This window comes from Streptomyces sp. TP-A0356, from assembly GCF_001417775.1.
Taxonomy (GTDB): Bacteria; Actinomycetota; Actinomycetes; order Streptomycetales; family Streptomycetaceae; genus Streptomyces.
This window is the reverse complement of record NZ_BBZJ01000013.1, coordinates 15,505-37,407: the sequence shown is the minus strand read 5'-3', so window position 1 is coordinate 37,407 and position 21,903 is coordinate 15,505. Positions and strand designations below refer to the sequence as shown.

The following is a 21,903-nucleotide window of genomic DNA, read 5'->3' as shown; positions in this document are numbered from 1 at the left end:
CGGTCGTCCCGTCAGCCCGACCGGCCAATCCTCACACGATCGGATGAATGGGGGCCGAAGTGTGCGATCGCCTGCTCACTCTCCGCTACATTCGCGCCGTTCACAAGGCCGTAAGGGCTGCTCACAGGCGATACGGAGACCGCACCGCAGATGACGGAACGACCCGCGCAGCGCACCCCCAACCGACAGCTCGCCGCGCTCATCGCAGAAGCGGGGTTCTCCAACGCAGGTCTCGCCCGTCGCGTCGACCAGCTAGGCCTCGAACACGGGCTCGATCTCAGATACGACAAGACATCCGTGACCCGGTGGCTGCGCGGACAGCAGCCGCGCGGCACGACGCCCGCGCTCATCGCCGAGGTGTTCACGCGGCGGCTCGGACGCCGGCTCACCGCGCAAGACCTCGGCCTGGACGCCTGCGCCCCGGTGTACGCGGGCCTGGAGTTCGCCGCCACTCCCGAGGAGGCCGTCGACATCGTCAGCGGCCTGTGGCGCAAGGACTCCGGCAGCCACGCCGAGCTGCGCAAGATCGCGTTCACCCCGGCGGGGCTCGTCGTACCCAGCCGGGACTGGCTGATCGGCCGCCCCGACGACCGGGTGAGCCACGGCGAGACACCCGCCCGCATCCCCGCCCAGGGCCGCCCCGTGGTGCCACGGCAGCGCGGCCAGTCCGAGCGCGGCCCCGGCCAGAAGGTCACCGGCGGCGACATCGCCGCGCTGCGCTCGGTCGGCGAGCTGTTCCGCGCCCTCGACCATGCCTACGGCGGCGGCCACGCCCGCCAGGCGCTCGTTCGCTATCTGGAGCACGAGGCCGAGCCGATGCTCCGCGGCACCTATGGAGAGCAGACGGGACGCCGTCTGTTCGCGGCGGCCGCCGATCTGACCCGGCTCGCCGGCTGGACGTCGTACGACATCGGCGCGCACGGCCTCGCCCAGCGCTACTTCGTCCAGGCACTGCGGCTCGCACAGGCGGCCGGGGACCGGATGTACGGGGCCTACGTCCTGGTCACGATGAGCCGGCAGGCCGTCTACCTCGGCCACGGGCGCGAAGCGGTGCAGCTCGCGCGCGTGGCGCAGCAGGGTGTCGGCACATCGGCGCCGCCGGTCATCCAGGCGCTGCTGCACGCCGTCGAGGCGCGCGGCCACGGTGTGCTCGGCGAGGTGCGGGCGTGCACGGCCTCCCTGGTGCGGGCCGAGCGGGCGCTGGAGTCCGCCCGGCCCGGCGACGAAGTTCCGCACTGGGCACGGTTCTTCGACGAGGCGCAGCTCGCCGACGAGTTCGCGCACTGCCACCGGGACCTGCAGCAGTACCGGGCCGCGGTCCAGCACGCCGAGCGCTCGCTGCAGCTGCGGGCGCCCGGCTACGCCCGCAGTCGGCTGTTCTGCCGGGTCGTGCTCGCCTCGGCGCGGCTCGGCCTCGGCGAGCTGGACCAGGCCTGCCAGCTGGGGGCCGAGGCCGCCGGGCAGGCGTCGGAGATGCGGTCGGTGCGGGCGGTCGAGTACGTACGGGACTTCGAGCGCCGCCTGGAGCCGTACAAGGACGCGGCGCCGGTGCGCGGCTACCGGGACAGGGTTGCCGCGCTCCAGTGAGGGTCAGGCGGCCGTGGGCAGGGGCTCGGCGATGTGCATCGGGCCCGCGCCCAGGTCCCCCAGAAGGGCGGACGCGGCCCGGTGTCCGGAGTGCAGCGCGCCCTGGACCGTGCTCGTGTCGCGGTGGTCGCCGCACACGTACAGCCCGGCCAGCAGCCGCACCGGCCGGCGCAGATCGTGCGGCGGCCGCATCGCCGGGACGGCCCGCGCGGTGTGATGCACGGCGAGCGTCTCCCAGCGCGCGGTCGAGGTGCCGTACAGGCGCGCCAGATGGGCCCGTACGGCGTCGTCGACGTCGTCCGGGGGCGCGCCGAGGACCGTGGAGGACACCAGGGCGCGGCCCGCGGGCGCCCGGGACGGGTCCACCAGGCTGATGACCGCCGTGTGCGCCACCGGACCGTCGTGGTCCGCGTCGAGCAGCAGGGCCGCGCCGGTCGACGGCGGCTCCTCCATCGTGTGGTGGACGACGGTCACGGGGTGGAAGTCCGGCACGCGCAGTCCGGGCAGCAGTTCCGCCGCGGCGGGTGCGTCGGTGGCGACGAGGACGGCACGGCAGCGGAACTCACCGTGCTCGGCGGTGGTCACCGCGGTCGTGGAGACCGAGGTGGCGCGGACCCCGGTGTGGACCGTGCCCGGCGGCAACGCCCGCGCCAGCAGCTCCGGCAGGACCTCCGCCCCACCCTCCGGCAGACACAGCCGGCCGCTCGCGAAGGAGCGCAGCGCGAGGTCGGCGCAGCGGCTCGACGTGGTCAGGTCCGGGTCGCAGAGGAGGGCGGCGAGCAGCGGACGCAGAAAGCCGTCGACCGTACGGGCGGGGATCCCGCGGGCCGTCAGCGCGCGTCCGGCGGGCAACTCGGTCCGGGCCAGCAGCCGTTCCACGGGCGTGGTGGCGATCCGGGCGAGCGCCGCGCCGAGCCGGGCCTGGTCCATGGCACCGCCGAGCGGGGCGCCGGGCCGCGCCGTGGCCGAGCGGCCCCCGACCGCCCTCGAACGGGCGGTGCGTGCCCCGGGCGTTCCGCTCCCCGGCCTGGGAGCGGACGTCACCCGGGGAGCACTGGCGAGGGCGCGTACGGCCTTGAGTGCGCTGCGTGCGCCCCCTGCGCCCCCTCCCACCGGTGGAGCGCTCACGCGGTGGTGACGCCCCTCGCCGTGCACCAGGACGTCCGGCGCGAAGGCGCGCAGCATCAGCGCGTCGAGCCCCGGGGTCAGGCGCAGTTCGGGATACGACGTGGACAGGAGTTGTCCGATCCGGTCGAGCCGGAAGCCGTCGACCTTCTCGGTCGACATACGGCCGCCGACGCAATGCGCGGCCTCCAGGACCGTGGTCGCGACTCCTGCACTGGTCAGCCGGTGGGCGGCGGCGAGGCCGGCGACCCCGGCCCCCACGATGACGACGTCCGCCTGGTACACGGGCTCTGGCACGTGCCCCTCCTCGAGGTTGTGCGGCCGGTGGAGACGTCATGCCCCCAACAGGCGTCAGGGATACCGGAGTTCGGGTTGAGCGTAGGTCCGCGAACGGTCAAGTGAAGTCGCGCATGAACAGTGCACGGTCGCACGGCGGTCGCATGCGGTCGAACGTCGACCACAGCATCCCCGACCGCCGCCCAGGCCCCCCACCGCCGCTCAGCCCCCGACCGCCGCTCAAGCCCCCGACTACCGCTCCAGCACGGCCCGGCTACCGCTCCAGCGCGGCCCGGCTACCGCTCCAGCGCGGCCCGCAGGGCCTCGTCGATTCCCGGGAACGCGAACGAGAACCCGGACTCCAGCAGCCGCGCCGGCAGCACCCGCGCACTGCCGAGCACGTCCCCGGCCATCTCGCCGAGCGCCAGCCGCAGGGCCTGGGCGGGCACCGGGAAGAGCGTCGGCCGGTGCAGCACGCGCCCCATCGCCGCCGTGATCTCACCGTTCGTCAGCGGCCGCGGGGCCGTCAGGTTGAACGGACCCGACAGCCCCTCGGTGTCGATCAGATGGCGGATCGCCGCCACCTCGTCGTGCAGCGAGATGAACGACCAGTACTGGCGCCCGTCCCCCATCCGTCCGCCCAGCCCCGCCTGGAACAGCGGGAACAGCCGCCCCCAGGCGCCGCCCCCGCGGGCCACCACCAGCCCCGTCCGCACGAACACCGTCCGCACGCCCGCCTCCTGCGCCGGGGCCGTTGCCTCCTCCCACTCCACACACAGCGAGGGAAGGAAGCCGTCCCCGGGCGGTGCGTCCTCGTCGACCGCCCGGTCCCCGGTCTCGCCGTAGTAGCCGATCGCGCTGCCGCTCACGAAGACGCGTGGCGGCTCGGGCAGGGAGGCGAGGACCTCCGCGAGCGCCGCCGTGCCCAGCACCCGGCTGTCGCGCAGCGTCTTCTTGTACGCGTCCGTCCAGCGGTGGTCGCCGATACCGGCCCCGGCCAGGTTCACCACGGCGTCGCACCCGATCAGACCGGCCGCGTCGATGTACTGCCCCTCGGGATCCCAGCAGACCTCGTCCGCACCGCGGGCCCTACGGCGCACGAGGCGCACCACCTCGTGTCCGTCCGCGGCCAACGACCGCACCAGGGCGCTGCCGATGAGACCGGACCCACCGGCCACGGCGATTCGGGAACGTTCCATGCGCCCATCCTGCACGCCGCACCCCGTTCGACCCGCCCGGCGGCCCGGGAAACACCGGACGGGTTCTCGTGCACCCGCCGTACAGTGGCCCTCATGCCCGTTCCGCACATACGTCTCGCCAGGCTCGACGACGAGGAGGCGCTCGGCCGACTCGACCGGATCACCTGGTCGCCGCTGCACTCCGTCCAGCCGCGACCCCAGCCGCCGTACGAGCCCTTCTTCAGCGAGCGGTTCGGGCCCCGTGACCACCTTGTCGCCGAACTCGACGGCGCCGTCGTGGGTTACATCCGGCTGGCGTTCCCCACGCCGCTGGAGTGCAACTCCCATGTCCGCCAGATCCAGGGGCTCGCGGTCGCCGACGAGGCGCGCGGGGCCGGGGTCGGCCGGGCGTTGCTGCGGGCCGCGCAGGACGAGGCCCGGCGGCGTGGGGCGCGGCGCATCACCCTGCGTGTCCTCGGGCACAACAGCCCGGCCCGCAAGCTCTACGAGTCCGAGGGATTCGTGGTGGAGGGGATCCTGCCCGAGGAGTTCCTGATCGAGGGCGAGTACGTCGACGACGTGCTCATGGGCCGCTCTCTGTAGGGGGCAGGCCTGTCGGGCGCGCCCGTCGGGGTCACACCTGTCGGGGTCATGCCTGTAGGGACCACGCCTGTAGGGGTCACGACGTCACCAGGCTGCCCGTGTCCACCGCCGTCGTGGCGTGCGCCGCGCGCTGCGCGTCGCTCGCGACCTCGTCGGCCGTCAGGACGTACCCGGTCTCCTGGTTGGAGGTGGAGCGGGCGAAGACGACGCCGTAGACGCGGCCGTCGGTGGTGAGCAGCGGGCCGCCGGAATTGCCGGGCAGGACGGTCGAGCGTATCGAGTAGATCTCGCGGGTCACCGTGTCCGAGCCGTATATGTTCTGGCCCGTCGCCCGGATGCGGCTCGCGACCGTGGCGGCCCGCAGCGTCAGGTCGCCGTCCTGCGGATAGCCCCCGACCACGGCTGCGTCACCGCGCTTCGCACCGCCGTCGAAGCGCAGCACGGGCGCGCGCAGATCGGGCACGTAGAGCACGGCCACGTCCCGGTCGGGATCGAACAGCACCACCCGCGCCGCGTACGACGGCCCGACGCCGCCGATCCGGACGGACGGGTGGTCGATGCCCGCCACCACATGGGCGTTGGTCATCACATGCCGCGCCGCGTACACGAAGCCGCTTCCCTCACGGCCCTGGGTGCCCGAGGCCCCCTCGATCTTCACCGTGCTGAGCTTGGCGGCGTTGGTCGCGGTCGGCGTGACGCTGTCCCCGGAAGGCTTGGCCACCCCGGCGGTGGGTTCGTTCTCGAACGGATTGAAGACCTGGGGGAATCCGGCCTGGGTGAGCGCGGACGTGGCGCGCGAGAACCACGTAGGGGTGGTGCCCGGCATCACGTTCTGTACGGCGACCAGCAGCCGCGAGTCCCGTATCGCCCCCGTGACCAGCGCGGACGAGGACGCGCCCAGGACGCTCGCGGCCACCCACGCCACGATCAGCACGGCCACCGTGTTCGCCGCGGCCCCGCCGATCCCGTCGACCACCCGCAGCGGCCCGTGGTCCAGCTCGCGCCGCAGCCTCAGCGCCAGGCGTCCCGCCAGCTCGTGGCCCACCGCCGCCGGGACCAGCACCGTGAGCACCGCCGTCACCGTCGCCGCGGTGGTCCCCCGGGTCACCAGCTCCATCACCCACGGCAGGATCCACACGCCGACGACGGCACCGCCCACGAAGCCGGCCAGGGAGACGCATCCGGCCACCAGGCCGCGCCGGTAGCCGGACGCCGCGTAGGCCAGGATCACCAGCATCAGCAGGATGTCGAGCAGGTCCACGAAGCCGCCTTTCTCTCGGACCCCTTAGTACGCGCCGCAGGGGTCCAGTGATCAGCCACGCGCGTGTGACGCCGGGCAATCGTCCACGCACGCGTCGACCTGTAGAAACGTCCCGGGCCGGGACGTTGGTTCCGCCAGGTGGCAGACCACCCATCGCGGGCGCGGTGGAACCGGCCGACAGTGGGTCCATGCGTGTCTTCCGAAGAGCGAGGGGGGCACGAAGGTGCCGTCGGCTGCGCACGCCGAGCGCCGTCCTGCTGCTGCTCGGCACTGTCCCCGGGCTCGCCGCTGTCCTCGCGCTGCTTGTGTGCGCCTCCGGTGTCGAGCGCACGGCGGCGGTGTCGCCGGCCGGTCCCTCCCGGCCACCGCGCCCGGCCGAAGGCCGGTCCGCCGTCGTGCACGTGGCGCCCAGGCCGCGCATCGTGCCGAGGTCGGCCTGGGCCGACGACGGCGCCAACTCCCAGCCGCCCCCGCGCTACGACGACAAGGTCGTCGCGGTCTTCGTGCACCACACCGACTCGCCCAACGGCTACGCGTGCGCCGATGTGCCCCGCATCATCCGGGCCCTGTACGCGGGTCAGATCGGCAACCGCCGCTGGGACGACATCGGCTACAACTTCCTCGTCGACCGCTGCGGCACGATCTACGAGGGCCGCGCGGGCGGCATCGAACGCGCCGTCACCGGCGCCCACACCCAGGGCTTCAACCACCGCACCTCGGGCATCGCCGCCATCGGCACCTTCACCGAGGGCACGGCCGTGCCCCGGCCGATGACCGATTCGATCGCCGCCCTGGCCGCATGGAAGCTGGGCCTCGCGGACATCGATCCCCGCGCCCGGGTCCGGCTCGTCTCCAGCAACGGGCTGAGCCGGTACGAGGCGGGCGCCACCGCCCTTCTGCCCACCCTCGCGGGCCACAACGACGGCTATATGACCAGCTGCCCCGGTGCGGCCCTCAGCGCCCTCCTGCCGTACATCAGGGACAAGGCCGCGCATCTGCAGGGCAGGCGGTGAGCCCCTTCCCCTGTAGCTCGTGGCGCCGGTCAGGCGGGGGCCCACCTGTGCCCCCTGACCCCACCCGCCGACGCGTGGCGTGAGCCGCGGGACGGCCGGTGCGCCGCCTCAGCCCTTGAAGCGGTCCCACAGCCGGGGATAACGCTCGGCGAGCACCGTCTCGTTCTCCAGGTCGAACGGCGTTCCCTCCGGATCGGACGCCGCGGGCGGGATGCCCAGGTCGGGGGCCACGGTTCCGGTGAGCTGCTCGTACGCCTCGTCCGCCGCGTAGCCGAGTTCCTCGCCGTCCCCGTCGGCCTCCTCGTCGAAGTCCTCCAGGAGGTCGGCGAGCGAGTCGGGATCGTGCAGGGCGCCCTCGAAGACCTCCCGGCCCTGGCCGATCAGCCAGCACCGGAAGAAGTCGAACGCGTCGTCACTCGCCCCGTCGAGCAGCACCCAGGCGGCGCCCCACAGGTCCCAGCGGTAGGCGCGGTTGTACCGGGACTCGAAGTGCCGGGCGAAGTCCAGGACGGAGTCCGGGTCCAGCCGCAGCAGCCGTTCGACGAGCTGGTCGGCCTGCTCGTCGGGGTCGCCCTCGGCGGCCTCGCGGCTGCCGTCCACCAGCTCCCAGAACTCCGTCTCGTCCATCACGGGACCAGCATCGACCCTCGGCGAGTGGCACGCACGCGGAGTGCGGCGGATCGTCAGGGGCCGTAGAGCCCCGCGAGCCGTATCGCGTCGCTCGCGAAACGCGCGCGCAGCCGCTCGGGGGCCAGCACCTCGACCTCCGGCCCGAGCCCCGCGAGTTGGGTGTGCGCGACCTCCTCGGACTCCACCGGCAGGGTCACCGTCACCCATCCGTGCCCGTCCGGGGCGCCCGCGCTCTTCAGAGCCTCCCTGGCGGACGGGGGATCGACCGCGTACGGCAGTCTGCGCGCCCCGACCTCGGAAAGCCGCACCACGACCTCGGCCCGCAGGATGGACCGCGCGAACTGCTCGGCCCGCTCCTCCCAGAAGGCGGGCAGATCGAACTCCTCGTCCCGCGCGAACCGTTCCCCGGCGGCCGCCACGGCCGTGAAGCGGTCGATGCGATAGACCCGGAAGGCTCCCTGCCCCGCAACCCGCGCGCACAGATACCAGACCCCCGCCTTCAGGACGAGCCCGTACGGCTCCAGTCGCCGCTCCACCACGTCCTCGCCGTCCTCGCCGTCCTCGCCGCGCCGGTAGCGCGCGGTGATCCGGCGGTCGTCCCACACCGCGTCCGCGACGGCCGGCAGCAGCCCGGGAGTCTCGGGCTCCTTGAACCAGTTGGGCGCGTCCAGATGGAACCGCTGCGCCGCCGTACGGGAGGCGTCACGCAGGGACGGGAGCAGAGCCGCGGACACCTTCAGACGGGCCGCGGAGGCCGCGTCCTGCAACCCCATCTCGCGCACCGCCCCCGGCACCCCGCTGAGGAACAGCGCCTCGGCCTCGCCGCGCGCGAGTCCGGTCAGCCGGGTGCGGTACCCGCCGATGAGCCGGTAGCCCCCGGCCCGTCCCCGGTCGGCGTACACCGGAACCCCCGCCTCCGACAGCGCCTGCGCGTCCCGGGTGACGGTCCGTTCGGACACCTCCAGCTCACGGGCCAGCTCGGCGGCGGTCATGGCGGACCGCGACTGCAGCAGCAGCACCATTTTGATCAGACGGGCGGCACGCATGCGTTCATGATGCCGGGCCCCACCGACAGGGAAGGGGTACGGCGGCCGCCGTACCCCTTCACCAGACCTTCGGCCAAGGATCCCTTACAGGCCGTACCGGTCCCGGGCCTCCTTCACGGCCGTGGCCTTGACCTCGCCGCGCCTGGCGAGCTGGGCCAGGGCCGCGACGACGATCGACTGGGCGTCGACCCCGAAGTGACGGCGGGCCGCCTCACGGGTGTCCGACAGACCGAAGCCGTCGGCGCCCAGCGAGGAGTAGTCCTGCTCCACCCACTGCGCGATCTGGTCGGGCACCTGACGCATGTAGTCGGAGACCGCGAGCACCGGACCCTCGGCGCCCTGGAGCGCCTGACGGACGAACGGGATCCGCTCCTCGCCCCGCAGCAGCGCCGCGTCCGCCTCCATGGCGTCGCGCCGCAGCTCGCACCAGGACGTCGCCGACCACACGTCCGCCGCGACGCCCCACTCCTCGGCGAGCAGCTTCTGCGCCTGCAGCGCCCAGTGGATCGCCGTGCCGGAGCCGAGGAGCTGGATGCGCGGGGCGTTGGCCGCGGGGGTGAGCCCCGCCGACTCCGCCGTGTTGAAGCGGTACAGGCCCTTGACGATGCCCTCGTCGATGCCGAGACCGGACGGCTTGGCCGGCTGCGGCAGCGGCTCGTTGTAGACGGTGAGGTAGTAGAAGACGTTCGGGTCCTCGCCCGGAGCCGCCTCGCCGTACATACGGCGCAGACCGTCCTTCACGATGACCGCGATCTCGTACGCGAACGCCGGGTCGTACGTCAGCGCGGCGGGGTTCGTCGCCGCGATCACCGGCGAGTGGCCGTCGGCGTGCTGCAGGCCCTCGCCCGTCAGCGTCGTACGGCCGGCCGTGGCGCCGACGAGGAAGCCGCGGCCCAGCTGGTCGCCGAGCTGCCACATCTGGTCGGCCGTACGCTGCCAGCCGAACATCGAGTAGAAGATGTAGAACGGGATCATCGCCTCGCCGTGCGTCGCGTACGACGTCGAAGCGGCGATGAAGTCGGCCATCGAACCGGCCTCGGTGATCCCCTCGTTGAGGATCTGGCCGTTCTTGGCCTCCTTGTAGTACATCAGCTGGTCGCGGTCGACCGGCTCGTACGTCTGACCCTTGGGGGAGTAGATGCCCAGCGAGGGGAACAGGCTCTCCATGCCGAAGGTGCGCGCCTCGTCCGGGACGATCGGCACCCAGCGCCTGCCCGTCTCCTTGTCACGGACCAGGTCCTTGACCAGTCGGACGAACGCCATGGTCGTGGCCACGTTCTGCGAGCCGGAGCCCTTGTCGAACGAGGCGAACGCCTTCTCGGCCGGGGCCGGCAGCGGCGCCGGGGCGTGCGTACGGCGGGCCGGGGCGGGGCCGCCGAGGGCCGCGCGGCGCTCCTGGAGGTAGCGGACCTCGGGGGAGTCGGCGCCCGGGTGGCCGTAGGGCACCGCACCGTCGACGAAGGCGCTGTCGGGGATGGGCAGTTCGAGCAGGTCACGCATCGTCTTGAACTCGTCCACCGTCAGCTTCTTCATCTGGTGGTTGGCGTTCTTCGACGCGAAGCCCTCGCCGAGGGTGTGGCCCTTGACCGTCTGGGCCAGGATCACGGTCGGGGCGCCCTTGTGCTCGACGGCGGCCCTGTAGGCGGCGTAGACCTTGCGCGCCTCGTGGCCACCGCGGGAGAGGTGGAAACACTCGAGGATCTTGTCGTCGCTCAGCAGCTTCGCCATCTCGGCGAGCGCCGGGTCCTTGCCGAAGAAGTCCTCGCGGATGTAGGCGGCGCCGCGGGTCTGGTACGTCTGGATCTGCGCGTCCGGTACCTCGCGCAGGCGGCGTACGAGCGCGCCGGTGGTGTCGAGCGCGAACAGCTCGTCCCAGGCCGTGCCCCACAGCGTCTTGACGACGTTCCAGCCGGCGCCGCGGAACTGGGCCTCCAGCTCCTGCACGATCTTGAAGTTGGCGCGGACCGGGCCGTCGAGGCGCTGCAGGTTGCAGTTGATGACGAAGGTGAGGTTGTCCAGCTCCTCACGCGCGGCCAGCGCGAGCGCCGCCGTCGACTCGGGCTCGTCCATCTCGCCGTCGCCGAGGAACGCCCACACGTGGGAGTGGGAGACGTCCTTGATGCCCCGGTCGGTGAGATAGCGGTTGAACCGCGCCTGGTAGATCGCCGACAGCGGGCCGAGACCCATGGACACCGTCGGGAACTCCCACAGCCAGGGCAGGCGTCGCGGATGCGGGTAGGAGGGCAGGCCGTTGCCGCCGGCCTCCTGGCGGAAGTTGTCGAGGTGGTGCTCGTTCAGACGGCCGTCGAGGAAGGCGCGGGCGTAGATGCCGGGGGAGGCGTGGCCCTGGATGTACAGCTGGTCGCCGGAGCCGTCGCCCTCCTTGCCCTTGAAGAAGTGGTTGAAGCCGGTCTCGTACAGCCAGGCCGCCGAGGCGAAGGTGGCGATGTGGCCGCCGACGCCGTACTTGCTGCCGCGGGTCACCATCGCGGCCGCGTTCCACCGGTTCCACGCGGTGATGCGCCGCTCCATCTCCTCGTCACCGGGCACGGCCGGCTCGGCGGAGGTCGGGATGGTGTTGACGTAGTCGGTCTCCAGGAGCTTCGGCAGCGTGATGCCGGCGCCCTCCGCGCGCTCCAGCGTGCGGCGCATCAGGTACGCGGCACGGTGCGGCCCGGCCTCCCTGGCGACGGCGTCCAGGGAGGCCTGCCATTCGGCGGTCTCCTCGGGGTCGCGGTCCGGGAGCTGGTCGAGCTCGCTCGGCTGGATGGCGTTGGGGTCGGTCATGTCGCCGCCTTCCTCAGTCGAAGGGGGTTCCCTCATCGGTAAGGGCCGGGGTGCCCTTGGTCTTTGGCAGGACAGGGCTGAGGCTTCGGTGGAAGCCCGTCGGCGACTGTAACTCCTTGATCGATGATCGATCAAAGGGTTGAGGGTCAAAACCTCTTGATCACGAGAAAGTCGGCACGGGGTGCCTTCGGCGGAGGCACCGGGTGCCGTCGCCGAAGGGGATTTCCGCAGGTCGGGGCGGCGTTTGAGCGGGGCCCCGCTCCGGTGTTCGGGGCCTCACGCCCGCGGCGCGCAGCCCAGTACGTGCGCCTTCACGATCTCGGCGATGCGCGGGTCCCGGCGCCGGAATGCGGCGACCAGCTCCTCGTGCTCCTCCGCGTACGACTGCTGCACCGTCCCCAGCCACCGGATCGACAGCGCCGTGAACACCTCGATGCCCAGCCCCTCCCAGGTGTGGAGCAGCACCGAGTTCCCGGCCGCCCGCACCAGCTCCCGGTGGAACGCCACCGTGTGCCGCACCTGCCCCGTACCGTCCGACTCGCGGTCCGCCTCGTACAGCGCCGCGACGTGCGGCTCCAGGGCCGAGCAGTCGTCCGCCAGCCGCTCCGCCGCCAGCTCCGCCGCGATGGCCTCCAGACCGGCCCGTACGGGGTAGGACTCCTCCAGATCGGCGGCGGTCAGGTTGCGCACCCGCACGCCCTTGTTGGGCGCCGACTCGATCAGCCGCAGCGACTCCAGCTCCCGCAGCGCCTCCCGGACCGGTGTCTGACTGACCTCCAGCTCCGTGGCGATCCGCCGCTCCACGATCCGCTCGCCCGGCTTCCAGCGCCCGCTGACGATCCCCTCCACGATGTGCTCGCGGATCTGTTCGCGCAGCGAGTGGACGACGGGCGTGGTCATGAGGGCTCCTTAGGGAGGGGCCCCATCGGCCCCCGGGGGCGTTTGACGTTTAGACAATACGGCCGCGAGCCCCGGGGGGAAGGGCGCATGCGGGGGCTTTCGCGCAGGTGAGACGAGGCTTACACGACAGACGGCGCCCCCGCCCGGAAGGTTCCGGACGGGGGCGCCGTGGGAGTCGGTCACCTGTCGGTGGCTCAGAGGCCGAGCTCGACCTCGAACTCGCCCGCCTCCAGGATCGCCTTGACCGCCGTCAGGTAACGGGCCGCGTCGGCGCCGTCCACCAGGCGGTGGTCGTACGAGAGCGTCAGGTACGTCATGTCGCGGACGCCGATGACCGTACCCTCCTCCGTCTCGATGACGGCCGGGCGCTTGACCGTGGCGCCGATGCCGAGGATCGCGACCTGACCCGGCGGCACGATGATCGTGTCGAACAGCGCGCCGCGCGAGCCGGTGTTGCTGATGGTGAAGGTCGCGCCGGACAGCTCGTCCGGGGTGATCTTGCTGGCCCGGACCTTGCCCGCCAGGTCGGCGGTGGCCTTGGCGATGCCGGCGATGTTGAGGTCACCGGCGTTCTTGATGACCGGGGTCATCAGGCCCTTCTCGGAGTCCACCGCGATACCGATGTTCTCGGTGTCGAAGTAGGTGATGGTGCCCTCGGCCTCGTTGATCCGGGCGTTGATGACCGGGTGGGCCTTCAGCGCCTGGGCCGCCGCCTTCACGAAGAACGGCATCGGGGAGAGCTTGACGCCCTCGCGGGCCGCGAACGCGTGCTTGGCCCGGGTGCGCAGCTTCATCAGACGGGTCACGTCGGCCTCGACCACCGAGGACAACTGGGCCTGCTCGTGCAGGGCCTTGACCATGTTGTCGCCGATGACCTTGCGGATCCGAGGCATCTTGACGGTCTGCCCGCGCAGCGGGGAGACCTCCAGGACCGGCGCCTTCTTGGCGCCGGGCGCGGCGGCCGCGGCGGGAGCCGGGGCAGCGGCGGCGGCCTTCGCGGCCTCGGCGGCGGCGATGACGTCCTGCTTGCGGATACGGCCGCCGACGCCAGTGCCCTTGACGGTGGCCAGGTCGACGCCGTTCTCGGCGGCGAGCTTGCGCACCAGCGGGGTCACGTACGCGCCCTCGTCGACCGGCGCGGCGGGGGCCGGCGCGGCCGGAGCCGGGGTGACCGGGGCGGGCGCGGCCGGCGCGGGGGCCGGAGCCGCGGGCTGGGCCGGGGCCGGAGCGGCAGCGGGCGCCGGAGCCGGAGCGGCGGGCGCGGGGGCCGGGGCCGGTGCCGCGGGGGCGGCCGGGGCGGCGGGAGCCGGGGCTTCGGCAGCGGGCGCCGGAGCCGGAGCGGCCGGAGCCGGAGCGGCCGGGGCCGGGGCGGCCGCCGGAGCGGCGCCCGGCCGGCCGATGACGGCGAGCTTGGAGCCGACCTCGGCCGTCTCGTCCTCGCCGACCACGATCTCCAGCAGCACGCCGGAGGCGGGCGCCGGGATCTCGGTGTCGACCTTGTCCGTGGAGACCTCGAGCAGCGGCTCATCGGCCTCGACGCTGTCGCCGACCGACTTCAGCCAGCGGGTGACGGTGCCCTCGGTGACCGACTCGCCGAGCGCGGGCAGGACCACGTCGGTGCCCGGGGCGCCACCGGCCGGAGCGGCGGGAGCGACGGGAGCGGCAGCGGGGGCCGGGGCCTCGGCGGCCGGAGCGGGAGCGGGCTCCGCGGCCGGGGCGGGGGCCTCGGCGGCCGGAGCCGGGGCGGCAGCGGGCGCACCCGTGCCGTCGTCGATGACGGCCAGCTCGGAGCCGACCTCGACCGTCTCGTCCTCGGCGACCTTGATGGAGGTCAGCACGCCGGAGGCTGGCGCCGGGATCTCGGTGTCGACCTTGTCGGTCGAGACTTCGAGCAAGGGCTCGTCCGCCTCGACGCGCTCGCCCTCGGCCTTCAGCCAGCGGGTGACAGTGCCCTCGGTGACGCTCTCGCCGAGCGCCGGAAGGGTTACGGAAACCGCCATGGTTTCGGTTGCTCCTTACGGATGGGGTCTCCCCCAGTTCGAGCGAAGTCGAGAACTAGGGGAAGCGGAAGTCTGTGTCGTCGCGCCCGATGACGGAAGGCGTCAGTCGTGGGAGTGGAGGGGCTTGCCGGCCAGGGCCAGGTGGGCCTCGCCGAGCGCCTCGTTCTGGGTCGGGTGGGCGTGGATGAGCTGGGCCACCTCGGCCGGCAGCGCCTCCCAGTTGTAGATCAGCTGGGCCTCGCCGACCTGCTCGCCCATGCGGTCGCCGACCATGTGGACGCCGACCACGGCACCGTCCTTGACCTGGACCAGCTTGATCTCGCCGGCGGTCTTGAGGATCTTGCTCTTCCCGTTGCCCGCCAGGTTGTACTTGAGGGCGACGACCTTGTCCGCGCCGTAGATCTCCTTGGCCTTGGCCTCGGTGATGCCGACGGAGGCGACCTCCGGGTGGCAGTACGTCACCCGCGGCACGCCGTCGTAGTCGACCGGAACGACCTTCAGGCCGGCCAGACGCTCGGCCACCAGGATGCCCTCGGCGAAGCCGACGTGCGCCAGCTGCAGCGTCGGGACCAGGTCACCCACGGCGGAGATGGTCGGGACGTTCGTCCGCATGTACTCGTCGACGAGGACGTAGCCGCGGTCCATGGCGACCCCGGCCTCCTCGTAGCCCAGGCCCTGGGAGACCGGACCGCGGCCGACGGCGACGAGGAGGACCTCGGCCTCGAACTCCTTGCCGTCGGCGAGGGTGACCTTGACACCGTCCTGGGTGTACTCGGCCTTCTGGAAGAAGGTGCCGAGGTTGAACTTGATGCCGCGCTTGCGGAAGGCGCGCTCAAGAAGCTTGGAGGAGTTCTCGTCCTCGACCGGGACGAGGTGCTTCAGACCCTCGATGACGGTGACGTCGGCACCGAAGGACTTCCAGGCGGAGGCGAACTCGACGCCGATGACACCGCCGCCGAGGATGATCGCGGACTTCGGCACGCGGTCCAGGACGAGGGCGTGGTCGGAGGAGATGATGCGGTTGCCGTCGATCTCCAGGCCAGGCAGCGACTTGGGCACGGAACCGGTCGCCAGCAGGACGTGGCGGCCCTGGACGCGCTGGCCGTTGACGTCGACGGACGTCGGGGAGGACAGCCGGCCCTCACCCTCGATGTAGGTCACCTTGCGGGAGGCGATCAGGCCCTGCAGACCCTTGTACAGGCCCGAGACGACCTCGTCCTTGTACTTGTGGACGGCCGGTACGTCGATGCCCTCGAAGCTGGCCTTGACACCGAACTGCTCGCTCTCGCGGGCCTGGTCGGCGATCTCGCCAGCGTGGAGCAGGGCCTTGGTGGGGATGCAACCCCGGTGCAGGCAGGTGCCGCCGACCTTGTCCTTCTCGATCAGGGCGACGTCCAGGCCCAGCTGAGCCCCGCGCAGGGCCGCGGCGTAACCACCGCTACCACCGCCGAGGATCACTAGGTCGAAAACGGTGCTGGCGTCGTTCGCCACGTCACGTCCTCCATGCATGTGCGCCGTACGCCGGTCTCCGATGACCGGCAGGCGGCTGGTGTCCGGCCGCTGTTGCTTCGGCCCTTCGGTGGGGGCCCTGTCCTGCCGAGCCCCATCTTCGCACTTGTCGACGGCGTTGGAGACGCCGGGCCGGTGTCTGAGACGTCTGATCCGTCACGTCGGGAGGTCGCGGCTGGAGACGATCGTACGGATTTCGTCGAGGGCGAAACTCCGGTACGGCCACGAGGGCGGCCCCGGGCTCCGGCGAACCCGTTGCCGCCCTCACGGAAGGCTCCCGATCAGCCCAGGTCGCCCGCGGCCGTCAGCTCCGCGAGCCGGACCAGCGTGCGCACCGCCGAGCCGGTGCCGCCCTTGGGGGTGTAGCCGAAGGGGCCCTGCTCGTTGAAGGCCGGGCCCGCGATGTCCAGGTGGGCCCACGGGATGCCCTCGCCGACGAACTCCTTCAGGAACAGACCGGCGACCAGGCCGCCGCCCATCCGCTCGCCCATGTTGGCGATGTCCGCGGTCGGGGAGTCCATGCCCTTGCGCAGGTGCTCCGGCAGCGGCATCGGCCAGGAGTCCTCGCCGACCTCCTCGGCCGCCTCGTGGACCGCGGTGCGGAACGCCTCGTCGTTCGCCATGATCCCGAACGTGCGGTTGCCGAGCGCCAGCATCATCGCGCCGGTCAGGGTCGCGACGTCCACGATCGCGTCCGGCCGCTCCTCCGAGGCCGCCCAGAGCGCGTCGGCCAGGACCAGCCGGCCCTCGGCGTCCGTGTTGAGGACCTCGACGGTCTTGCCGCTGTACATGCGCAGCACATCACCCGGGCGGGTGGCGGAGCCGGACGGCATGTTCTCGGCGAGAGCGAGCCAGCCGGTGACGTTGACCTGGAGGCCGAGGCGCGCGGCGGCGACGACCGCGGCGAAGACCGCCGCCGCGCCGCTCATGTCGCACTTCATGGTCTCGTTGTGACCGGCCGGCTTGAGCGAGATGCCGCCCGAGTCGTAGGTGATGCCCTTGCCGACGAGGGCCAGGTGCTTGTCCGCCTTGGGGTGCGTGTACGACAGCTTCACCAGGCGGGGAGCCGCGGCCGAGCCCGCGCCGACGCCGAGGATGCCGCCGTAGCCGCCCTTGGCCAGCGCCTTCTCGTCGAGCACCTGCACCTTGAGGCCGTGTTCCTTGGCCGCGGTCTGCGCGATGGCCGCGAAGGCCTCCGGGGTCAGGTCGTTGGGCGGGGTGTTGATCAGGTCGCGGGCCCGGTTGAGCTCCTCGGTGACGGCGACGGCGCGCTCGACGGCCGCCTTGTACGCCTTGTCGCGGGGCTTGCCGCCGAGGAGGGTGACCTCGGCGAGCGGCGCCTTGCCGTTCTTGGAGTTCCGGCCGTTCTCCTTGTACGTGTCGAAGGCGTAGGCGCCGAGCAGGGCACCCTCGCCGATGGCGCCGGCGTCGGCGGCGTCCGAGGCCGGCAGGGCGAAGACGGCCTTCTTGGAACCGGCCAGCGCGCGGGCCGCGGCCCCCGCGGCGCGGCGCAGCGACTCGGCGGTGAACGCCGTCTCCTTGTCCTCGGTGTCCTCAGGCTCGGCACCCAGGCCCACCGCCACCACGACGGGCGCCTTGAAGCCGGAGGGCGCGGGCAGCTTCGTCACCTCGCCCTCGGCGCCCGAGGCGCCAAGGGTCTCCAGGATGGCGGCGAGCCTGCCGTCGTACGCCTTGTCCACGGCCTCGGCGCCCGGCGCGACGACCGGGCCCTCCGCGCCCTTCGCGACACCGACCACGATCGCGTCGGCCCGCAGGCCGGCCGCAGCGGCGGTGCTGAGAGTGAGAGCAGTCACGGTGGTGAAATCTCGCTTCCGATTGAGTTTCGGTGGCCGAACGGATGGGGGTCGACCGGCCCGGGAACCGACCCTAGATCGCTCCGAACGTTCGGTCTTCGCCTGGGCTGGGGGAGCACCCGGCACGAGCCTACGCTCGGCGTCCCGCTTCGCTCATTCCCATGGGTGTTCATCTCCCTGTGGCGCTCCGGCCATCTCTCCTCCCGGCCGCCGGTGAGCCGGGTCACACCGTCGTCTCCCCGCCGCGAAGTAGCCTTCGGACATGCCGCGTTGAGGACCCGCCGCGCCGGGGGGCGCCGGGCGTCGGCGATCACCCTCGGGTACGTTGTCGCACGCCCTGGAGCCCGCCCCGTGAAGCGCCCCACACCGCTCGTCGCCCTGCTCCTGCTTCTGCTGCTCGCCGGGTGCACCGCGCCCACCGCCCCCACCGAGGACGAGGTGCAGACCGGCGCCCGCTGGCAGCCGCGCCCCGGAGTCGCCTGGCAGTGGCAGCTCAGCGGGCGCCTCGACACCTCCGTCGACGTGCCGGTCTACGACATCGACGGCTTCGACCACCCGAAGGCGACCGTCTCCGCGCTGCACCACAAGGGCCGCAAGGTGATCTGCTACCTGTCCACCGGCGCCTGGGAGGACTTCCGCCCGGACGCGAGGAAGTTCCCGAAGTCCGTGCTGGGCAGGGGCAACGGCTGGAAGGGCGAACGCTGGCTCGACATCCGCCGCACCGACCTCCTGGAACCCCTCATGGCGGACCGGCTCGACATGTGCCGCGAGAAGGGCTTCGACGCGGTGGAGCCCGACAACATGGACGGCTACCGGAACGACACCGGCTTCCCCCTCAAGGCCGCCGACCAGCTCCGCTACAACCGCCTCATCGCGGGGCTGGCCCATGAGAGGGGGCTGGCCGTCGGCCTCAAGAACGACCTCGACCAGATCCCCCGGCTGGTGGGGGACTTCGACTTCGCGGTCGACGAGCAGTGCGCACAGCACGGCGAGTGCGGGCGGCTGAAGCCGTTCATCGCCGGGGGCAAGGCCGTCCTCCACGTCGAGTACGAACTGCCGACCGGGCGCTTCTGCCCCGAGGCCCGCCGGCTGAAGCTGAGCTCGATGCTCAAGAAGTACGAGCTGGGCGCGTGGCGGAGGCCCTGCTGAACCACAGTCCCTCCACCGCCGTCCCCGCCACCCGGTCCGCCAGCGAGCGGCTGCCGGGGAAGAGGACGATCAGCGCGTTCAGCAGGAACACCAGCACGGCCACCGCCCAGACCAGCACCGAGAGCACGAACTGGCCCTCGACCAGCAGGACGCAGGCCAGCGCGTACACGGCCACGTCCGCGGTGGTCGTCACGGCCGCCCGCACCGCGGCCCGGCGCGGGCGGCTCGGAGTCACCTTCAGACCGGTCAGCGCCTTGCCCACGGTGCGGCCGGCCAGCGCCAGCGACGCCCACTGGTAGAGGAAGGTGACGAGCACCAGCAGCCCGAAGGCCTCTTCCACGCAGAGCACCGTCCTGTCCCACAGCGAGAGTCCCAGACCCTCCGAGGTGCGCAGGATGTCACCGCGCGAGGTGAGCAGGTCGAAGCCGCCCCTCGTCGCCAGCTCGGGCACATCGGTGAAGAGCGCGGAGATCCGGTGGAAGGTGAGCACGGCGATCGCCGAGGCCGCCGCGGCCACCAGTGCGAAGTCGATGAACCAGGCCACGGCACGGCGCAGCTTCGGCACAGACGTCCCCCGATCACGATCACTGTCTGTTCGGCGGATCAGACTACCGGCGCGGTGCCCGGGCCGCCGCGCTCACCGGAGATCGTTTCGCCCCGGTGACAGAAGGAACTCACCCCAGGGACAGAAGGCACTCACCCCAGGGACAGAAGGCACTCACCCCAGGGACAGAAGGCACTCACCCCAGGGACAGTACGACGAGCGCGGTCGTCGCCGCCGTCTCCGCGAGCCCGCCGAACACGTCTCCGGTCACCCCGCCGAAGCGACGGGTGCAGTGCCGCAGCAGCAGCTCCGCGGCGGCGACCGCGACCAGCACCGCGGCCGCCGTACGGACGGCGCCGTACGTCCCGGACAGCGCGCCCCCGACAGCCCCCGCCGTGGTGACGGCGACGGCCACCGCGAGCGCACCGCGCACCGGAACCACTCCCGCGACCGCGGCCCCCAGCCCCTCCGGCCGAGCGGCCGGTATCCCACCGCGCGCGGCCAGTGTGAGGGCCAGCCGGGCGGCGGTCGCCGACACGACGGCGGCCAGCGCGCCCCGCGCCCAGGAGCCGCCGTACGCCTGGGTGAGCGCCGCCACCTGGGCGAGCAGCACGAAGACCAGCGTGATCACACCGAACGGCCCGATGTCCGACTGCTTCATGATCCGCAGCGCTGCCTCGGCGGGCTTCCCGCTGCCGAGCCCGTCGGCGGTGTCGGCGAGCCCGTCCAGGTGCAGCCCCCGGGTCAGGGCGGCGGGTACGGCGGCGGCGGCGACGGCGGCGAGCAGCGGCCCCGCACCCAGCAGAAGCAGCACGGCACCGAGCAGACCACCGAGCCCCCCGACCACCACCCCCGCGAGGGGCGCGCACATCATCCCGCCGCGCGCGGCCTGCCGGTCCCACCGGGTCACCTTGACGGGGAGCACGGTGAGCGTGCCGAAGGCGAAACGAAGGCCGTCGAGGGGCGGGATCCTGATCACGGCGTGCAGAGTAACCGGCGCATCCGGCGCAGCCGCGGGCAGGCAGCGGCACACGACCGCGGGCACACTGCACCCATGGGCCACTGGCTGCAGCGGAACATCATCGAACCGGGCAAACTGCCCCTGCTTCTCGCGCTCGGCGCCTTCGTGCTGACGTTCGTGATCACCCGCGTCATCACCCGGCTCATCCGTGCCGGCAAGGGCCCCTTCGGCAATGTCAGGGCCGGTGGCCTGCACATCCACCACGTCATCCCGGGAGTGGTCCTCACCGTGGCCGGCGGCTTCGGCGCGGTCGCCAGTCGTCAGGGCGTGGGCTGCGGCGTCTTCGCGGTCCTCTTCGGTGTCGGAGCCGGCCTCGTCCTGGACGAGTTCGCCCTGATCCTGCACCTGGACGACGTCTACTGGACCGAGCAGGGCCGCAAGAGCGTCGAGGTCGTGGTGATCACCGCGGCCCTGGTGGGTCTGGTCCTCGCCGGGTTCGCGCCGTTCGGCGTCAACGGCCTCTCCTCGGACGAACTGCACAACCGCGGCGCCGTCGTCGCGAGCGTCGCGGTGAACTTCCTCTTCTCGCTGCTGGCCCTGAGCAAGGGCAAGGCCCGCACCGCGATCTTCGGCGTGGTCGTGCCCCTGATCGCCATGGTCGGTGCGCTCCGTCTGGCCCGCCCCGGCTCCCCCTGGGCCAGGCGGTTCTACCGCCGCCGCCCGCGCGCCCGCGCCAAGGCAGGTCTGCGGGCCTACCACCACGACCGCCGTTGGGCGGCCCTCAGCCGCAGAGCTCAGGACTGGATCGGCGGCAGGCCCGATCCGCAGCCGACCCGGCTGCCCGACCGCCGTTGATGCCGCAGCCACGAGATCCCGCACAGCACCACCACCGCCCCGATCGCGGCGATGTGCTCCTTGCCCGCGAGGTTCTGCTTCAGCACCAGTTCCCCGAGCATCGACGCGACCACCACGCCTCCCGTGAGGTACGCGCGGTAGCGCCAGCACAGGAACAGGGCGAGCCCGATCACCGCCGCCGACGGACCGGTGTCGACCACCTGTGCGTCCGTCGCGGGAAGTCCCAGCGGATGGGCGGGGCCCAGGCCGATGCCCATGCGCGCGTACAGCGTGCCGGCGAGCGTGGCGGCGTAGGCGATGACGAGTGTGCGCCACCAGCCCAGGCAGATCTCGGCGATCCCGAACACGAAGAGGATCTGCAGGAGCGCTCCCCACACCGGCAGGTCGAGAGCCGGTACGAAGAGGGAGAGCGGGGTGCACAGCAGGGCCGGCCACAGCGGCTCCTCGGCCCGCACGGAACCGATGTTCTGCACGAACTGGAAGCCCCAGGACTGGTTCTGCACGAACTGCAGGACCGACGTCAGGCACACCGCCGTCAGGGTCATCGGCATCGCCCGCCAACTGCGCCGCGCGAGGGTCTGACGCACGGTGACGTACACCAGTCCCCATTCGGCACGCGCCAGGCGGGCGAGGGTGTTCATCCAGCGGTCCTCATCTGTCCGGCG

General features: G+C 72.4%; 18 protein-coding genes. 5 read left to right on the top strand and 13 right to left on the bottom strand.

Going from position 1 to position 21,903, the window contains the following annotated elements; genetic code table 11:
- The first annotated feature begins 150 nt into the window (after window positions 1-150).
- A complete protein-coding gene (locus tag ASC56_RS03505; protein WP_055489695.1) occupies window positions 151-1,587 on the top strand; it encodes a hypothetical protein in 1,437 nt (478 codons plus the stop codon).
- A 3-nt stretch (window positions 1,588-1,590) separates the two neighbouring features.
- Here ASC56_RS03505 and ASC56_RS03500 read toward each other — a convergent pair whose 3' ends face one another.
- Both ASC56_RS03500 and ASC56_RS03495 read right to left on the bottom strand, forming a co-directional pair.
- Window positions 1,591-3,009 carry an NAD(P)/FAD-dependent oxidoreductase gene (locus ASC56_RS03500; RefSeq protein ID WP_055489694.1) on the bottom strand — a complete coding sequence of 473 codons (1,419 nt, stop codon included), beginning with the start codon at window positions 3,007-3,009 and terminating at the stop codon, window positions 1,591-1,593.
- 275 nt (window positions 3,010-3,284) lie between these two features.
- A complete protein-coding gene (locus ASC56_RS03495; protein ID WP_055489693.1) occupies window positions 3,285-4,187 on the bottom strand; it encodes a TIGR01777 family oxidoreductase in 903 nt (300 codons plus the stop codon).
- Window positions 4,188-4,280: 93 nt separating this feature from the next.
- Here ASC56_RS03495 and ASC56_RS03490 point away from each other — a divergent pair, with 93 nt between their 5' ends.
- Entirely contained in the window at window positions 4,281-4,769 is a 489-nt protein-coding gene (locus ASC56_RS03490; protein WP_055490143.1) for a GNAT family N-acetyltransferase, read from the top strand.
- Between the two features lie 76 nt (window positions 4,770-4,845).
- Here the strand turns inward: ASC56_RS03490 and ASC56_RS03485 are convergent, their stop codons facing one another.
- A complete protein-coding gene (locus ASC56_RS03485; RefSeq protein ID WP_055489692.1) occupies window positions 4,846-6,030 on the bottom strand; it encodes a MarP family serine protease in 1,185 nt (394 codons plus the stop codon).
- A gap of 188 nt (window positions 6,031-6,218) precedes the next feature.
- On the opposite strand from ASC56_RS03485, the gene ASC56_RS03480 reads away from it, so the two are divergent.
- Entirely contained in the window at window positions 6,219-7,043 is an 825-nt protein-coding gene (locus ASC56_RS03480) for a peptidoglycan recognition protein (protein WP_079102275.1), read from the top strand.
- Window positions 7,044-7,151: 108 nt separating this feature from the next.
- Here the strand turns inward: ASC56_RS03480 and ASC56_RS03475 are convergent, their stop codons facing one another.
- From ASC56_RS03475 to ASC56_RS03445, 7 genes are all read right to left on the bottom strand, one after another.
- Complete coding sequence (locus ASC56_RS03475; RefSeq protein WP_055489691.1) at window positions 7,152-7,670, bottom strand: DUF4240 domain-containing protein; 519 nt, start codon at window positions 7,668-7,670, stop codon at window positions 7,152-7,154.
- Between the two features lie 56 nt (window positions 7,671-7,726).
- Window positions 7,727-8,719, bottom strand: coding sequence for a YafY family protein (locus ASC56_RS03470; RefSeq protein ID WP_055489690.1), 993 nt, complete (start codon window positions 8,717-8,719; stop codon window positions 7,727-7,729).
- An 84-nt stretch (window positions 8,720-8,803) separates the two neighbouring features.
- A complete protein-coding gene (gene aceE / locus ASC56_RS03465; RefSeq protein WP_055489689.1) occupies window positions 8,804-11,506 on the bottom strand; it encodes a pyruvate dehydrogenase (acetyl-transferring), homodimeric type in 2,703 nt (900 codons plus the stop codon).
- Between the two features lie 276 nt (window positions 11,507-11,782).
- On the bottom strand, window positions 11,783-12,406 hold the full coding sequence (locus ASC56_RS03460; protein ID WP_055489688.1) for a GntR family transcriptional regulator: 624 nt from the start codon (window positions 12,404-12,406) through the stop codon (window positions 11,783-11,785).
- Window positions 12,407-12,600: 194 nt separating this feature from the next.
- A complete protein-coding gene (sucB, locus tag ASC56_RS03455) occupies window positions 12,601-14,406 on the bottom strand; it encodes a 2-oxoglutarate dehydrogenase, E2 component, dihydrolipoamide succinyltransferase (RefSeq protein ID WP_055489687.1) in 1,806 nt (601 codons plus the stop codon).
- 102 nt (window positions 14,407-14,508) lie between these two features.
- Window positions 14,509-15,897 (bottom strand): dihydrolipoyl dehydrogenase, encoded by a 1,389-nt coding sequence (gene lpdA / locus ASC56_RS03450; RefSeq protein WP_055489686.1) that lies wholly within the window; start codon window positions 15,895-15,897, stop codon window positions 14,509-14,511.
- 299 nt (window positions 15,898-16,196) lie between these two features.
- Window positions 16,197-17,729 carry a leucyl aminopeptidase gene (locus ASC56_RS03445; RefSeq protein ID WP_055489685.1) on the bottom strand — a complete coding sequence of 511 codons (1,533 nt, stop codon included), beginning with the start codon at window positions 17,727-17,729 and terminating at the stop codon, window positions 16,197-16,199.
- Between the two features lie 351 nt (window positions 17,730-18,080).
- Between ASC56_RS03445 and ASC56_RS03440 the strand changes: the two genes are divergently transcribed.
- Entirely contained in the window at window positions 18,081-18,878 is a 798-nt protein-coding gene (locus tag ASC56_RS03440; protein WP_055489684.1) for an endo alpha-1,4 polygalactosaminidase, read from the top strand.
- Here ASC56_RS03440 and ASC56_RS03435 read toward each other — a convergent pair.
- Together ASC56_RS03435 and ASC56_RS03430 are read right to left on the bottom strand one after the other, a co-directional pair.
- Window positions 18,838-19,443: an RDD family protein gene (locus ASC56_RS03435; protein ID WP_234376836.1), complete on the bottom strand. Its 606-nt coding sequence runs from the start codon at window positions 19,441-19,443 to the stop codon at window positions 18,838-18,840. The genes ASC56_RS03440 and ASC56_RS03435 overlap by 41 nt on opposite strands.
- Window positions 19,444-19,618: 175 nt before the next feature.
- On the bottom strand, window positions 19,619-20,398 hold the full coding sequence (locus ASC56_RS03430; RefSeq protein WP_371330036.1) for an adenosylcobinamide-GDP ribazoletransferase: 780 nt from the start codon (window positions 20,396-20,398) through the stop codon (window positions 19,619-19,621).
- A 78-nt stretch (window positions 20,399-20,476) separates the two neighbouring features.
- Between ASC56_RS03430 and ASC56_RS03425 the strand changes: the two genes are divergently transcribed.
- Entirely contained in the window at window positions 20,477-21,238 is a 762-nt protein-coding gene (locus ASC56_RS03425) for a hypothetical protein (protein ID WP_055489682.1), read from the top strand.
- Here the strand turns inward: ASC56_RS03425 and ASC56_RS40480 are convergent.
- Window positions 21,178-21,879: a hypothetical protein gene (locus tag ASC56_RS40480; protein ID WP_055489681.1), complete on the bottom strand. Its 702-nt coding sequence runs from the start codon at window positions 21,877-21,879 to the stop codon at window positions 21,178-21,180. The genes ASC56_RS03425 and ASC56_RS40480 overlap by 61 nt on opposite strands.
- Between the last annotated feature and the right edge of the window lie 24 nt (window positions 21,880-21,903).